Source organism: Pedobacter sp. UBA5917 (assembly GCF_002432345.1).
GTDB lineage: Bacteria > Bacteroidota > Bacteroidia > Sphingobacteriales > Sphingobacteriaceae > Pedobacter.
This window is the reverse complement of the sequence record NZ_DJDT01000093.1, coordinates 22636-25638: the sequence shown is the minus strand read 5'-3', so window position 1 is coordinate 25638 and position 3003 is coordinate 22636. Positions and strand designations below refer to the sequence as shown.

The window sequence follows — 3003 nt, the reverse complement described above, 5'->3', positions numbered from 1 at the left end:
CAGGAATATTAAAATGAAGCTGATATTGAATGTTGCTGATACTGGTACTTCTGGAAGTTGCCAGCGCAAGCGAAACGCCGGGTTCGATCGCAATTTTCTGTCCCCCCTGTTGTGCAAAACCAGTTGAACTTAAAAGAGATAAAAGAAGTAAATATTTTGTAATCCTGTTCATTTTTGTCGTTTTTATTCTCCGTTAATCATCTGTAAAATGGTACCATAACTCATCCAAACCATGGTAATGACCACCGCTAAGCCTGTTAAAGTTAACCAGAGTGGTTGTTTGTAATTTGCAATAATTTTGGTTCTATAGGCTGCAATAAGCATAATACCCAAGGCAATAGGTAGGATAAAACCATTGATAGCGCCAACCGTAAGCAATATTTTAACCGGTTTACCGATCAGGATAAAGATAATACAGGAAATGGATATAAAAGCAATGATAATTTCCCTGTTAAACTTTAAGATCAATGGATGGAAACTTTTGATAAAAGAAATAGAAGTATAGGCTGAACCCACAACCGATGATATGCCTGCTGCCCATATCACCACGCCAAAAATTTTGTAACCGATTTCGCCACTCGCCAGCTTAAATACTGATGCTGCCGGATTGGCCGGATCTAAAGTTAAACCTTTGCTTATTACCCCTAAAGCGGCGATAAACAGCAACAAACGCATAACAGAAGCTAAACCAATAGCACTTAAAGCTCCTTTGTTTACCGCTTTAAGATTTCCGATACCGGTTTGCCCTGCATCCAACAATCGATGTGCACCAGAAAAGGTAATGTAACCGCCTACCGTACCACCAACAATGGTTAATACGGCGGTAAAGCTAAATTGGGTAGGATTTACAGCACGCAATGCCGCCTCTGCCAACGGCGGCGAGCTGGTGTATGCAATAATTAAAGCCAGCACAATTTTGATCAGGCCCATGGTTTTTGCAAAAACATCCATCGCCTTGCCGGCTTCTTTATAAATAAAAATACCGATGGCCATAATGGCGCTGATTACTGCGCCCTGCCCTACACTTATGCCAAACAGCACATTTAAACCCAAACCCGCACCTGCAATGTTACCGATATTAAAGGCCAAACCACCTAAAAAAACCAGAAAAGAAATAAAGTAACCCAAACCAGGGAATACCTTGTTGGCAATATCCTGTGCAGGTTTATCGGCAACAGCAATAATCCGCCAGATGTTGAGCTGCGCAATAGCATCCAATATGATGGATAAGAGGATTACAAAAGCAAAACTAGCACCCAATTGCTGGGTAAAAACTGCCGTTTGTGTTAAAAAGCCTGGACCAATTGCCGATGAGGCCATTAAAAATGCCGCCCCTAAAAGTACGCTCCAATTGTATTTTGGCTTCATCGTTTTGGGGCTTTAATAGAAATACCTTCCTTTTTTAACCTTTCAGAAATGAGTTTGGCAAATGCAACAGCATGTTCTCCATCTCCGTGCAAGCAAACGGTTTCTGCTGTAACCGAAATACGGTTTCCGTTTACACTGTTTACTTCTTGTTTTAAGGCAAAACCAAGTACCTGGTTAATCGCATCTTCTTCGCTACCGATTAATGCATTGCTTGCTATACGCGGCGTAAGCGTACCATCATCCTGATAACTGCGGTCGGCAAAAACCTCTGAAGCTGTTAAAATGCCTTTCTCCTTTGCTTCGCTAATCATTTTACTTCCCGCAAGGGCATATAAAATTAAATTAGGGTCAAAATCGTATACGGCCTGTACAATGGCTTTTGCCAATACTGTATCTTTTGCGGCCATATTATAAAGGGCACCATGTGCTTTAACGTGGTTTAATTTGCCCCCGGCGGCTTTTACAAAACCGCTTAAAGCACCAATTTGATACAAAGTAAGCTGATATGCCTCGCTAGCTGAAATCTTCATTTCCCTGCGACCAAAACCCTGCAGATCGGGCAAACCCGGATGTGAGCCAATAGCAACTCCTTTTTTTACGGCCAGCGCAACAGTTTGCTGCATCACTCCCGGATCGCCGGCATGGAAACCACAGGCAATATTGGCAGATGAAATATAATCCATCAGTTTATCATCGTTGGGCATGGCATAATTGCCAAATGCCTCACCCATATCGCAATTAAGATCGATCATTTTCATAATTTAATATATTTAAGGCTTATTGCTGTGGTAATCAAAGCCAAATCGTGTTCACGTTCAAGAAAAAGTTCTTCTGCCTCATCCTTAGAAATTTCAGAAAAATAAATTTCATCGCCAGGTTTTAATTGGGCACATAAGGGTAAGTCAACAGCGGCAATATGGGCAATACGCGGGTAACCGCCCGTGGTTTGGCAATCGGCCATTAATATTACCAGATCGCCACTGCCCGTAACCTGTATTATCCCTGGCGTTACCGCGGTGCTGAGCAATTCTTTTTTAACTTTCCGCACCAATGGCTTTCCTTGCAGGTGGTAACCCATCCGGTTACTCCGTTTATCAATCGTATAACTTTTGGTTAAAAACGAAATGATCGAAGTAGCATCGAACCAGTTGATTTCATTTGCTAAAATCACACGGAGCGTTTGTCTGTTATCTGGCAGCAAACTTTCGCGCGAGATACGCCAGTTTGGATAAATCAATCCATTTTTTTTAAGCTGATCCTGTATTTCTGTAGAAACCTGACTTATACTCGTAACATTTTCTAAAATATCGCCTTTCTGCAACGCCCGTCCTTCCAATCCCCCAAAGCCAGCGGTAAGATAAGTGCTTTTGCTTTCCATCACATCAGGCGCATTCCACCCTCCGGCAATTGCTAAATAAGTGCGTACACCAATTGAGTTGGCAATCAGTTTTATAATCGAGCCTGCGTTAAAAAACAATGGTTTTTCAGCAGGCATCACTTCATCATTATATGTTAAAAAGGCTCCATCGCCAGAGTAAGCAATCAAAACATCCGTTTCTGCTTTAAAAGTAGCCGCTGCATAAGTGAATTCTATGGTAGCCAAACCATCATCATTACCAACAGCCTTATTGGCTA

The 3003-nt window shown here is 42.0% G+C and carries 3 protein-coding genes; all 3 read right to left on the bottom strand.

Annotated features, from left to right (window positions below; translation table 11 throughout):
- Positions 1 to 183: 183 nt before the first annotated feature.
- The gene (locus B2V92_RS05815; RefSeq protein WP_293305647.1) at positions 184 to 1368 is read right to left on the bottom strand and encodes an NRAMP family divalent metal transporter; all 1185 of its coding nucleotides are present in this window, start codon (positions 1366 to 1368) and stop codon (positions 184 to 186) included.
- Positions 1365 to 2120, bottom strand: a complete 756-nt coding sequence (locus B2V92_RS05810; RefSeq protein WP_293305644.1) for a 5-oxoprolinase subunit PxpA — start codon at positions 2118 to 2120, stop codon at positions 1365 to 1367. The genes B2V92_RS05815 and B2V92_RS05810 overlap by 4 nt, the downstream gene beginning before the upstream one ends.
- Before the next feature lie 2 nt (positions 2121 to 2122).
- The coding region (locus B2V92_RS05805; RefSeq protein ID WP_293305640.1) for a biotin-dependent carboxyltransferase family protein at positions 2123 to 3003 on the bottom strand (881 nt) is incomplete at its 5' end.

Coding starts and splice junctions, on each gene's coding strand:
- B2V92_RS05815 (WP_293305647.1), bottom strand. CDS start 1,368: ATGAAGCCAAAATACAATTGGAGCGTACTTTTAGGGGCGGCATTTTTA.
- B2V92_RS05810 (WP_293305644.1), bottom strand. CDS start 2,120: ATGATCGATCTTAATTGCGATATGGGTGAGGCATTTGGCAATTATGCC.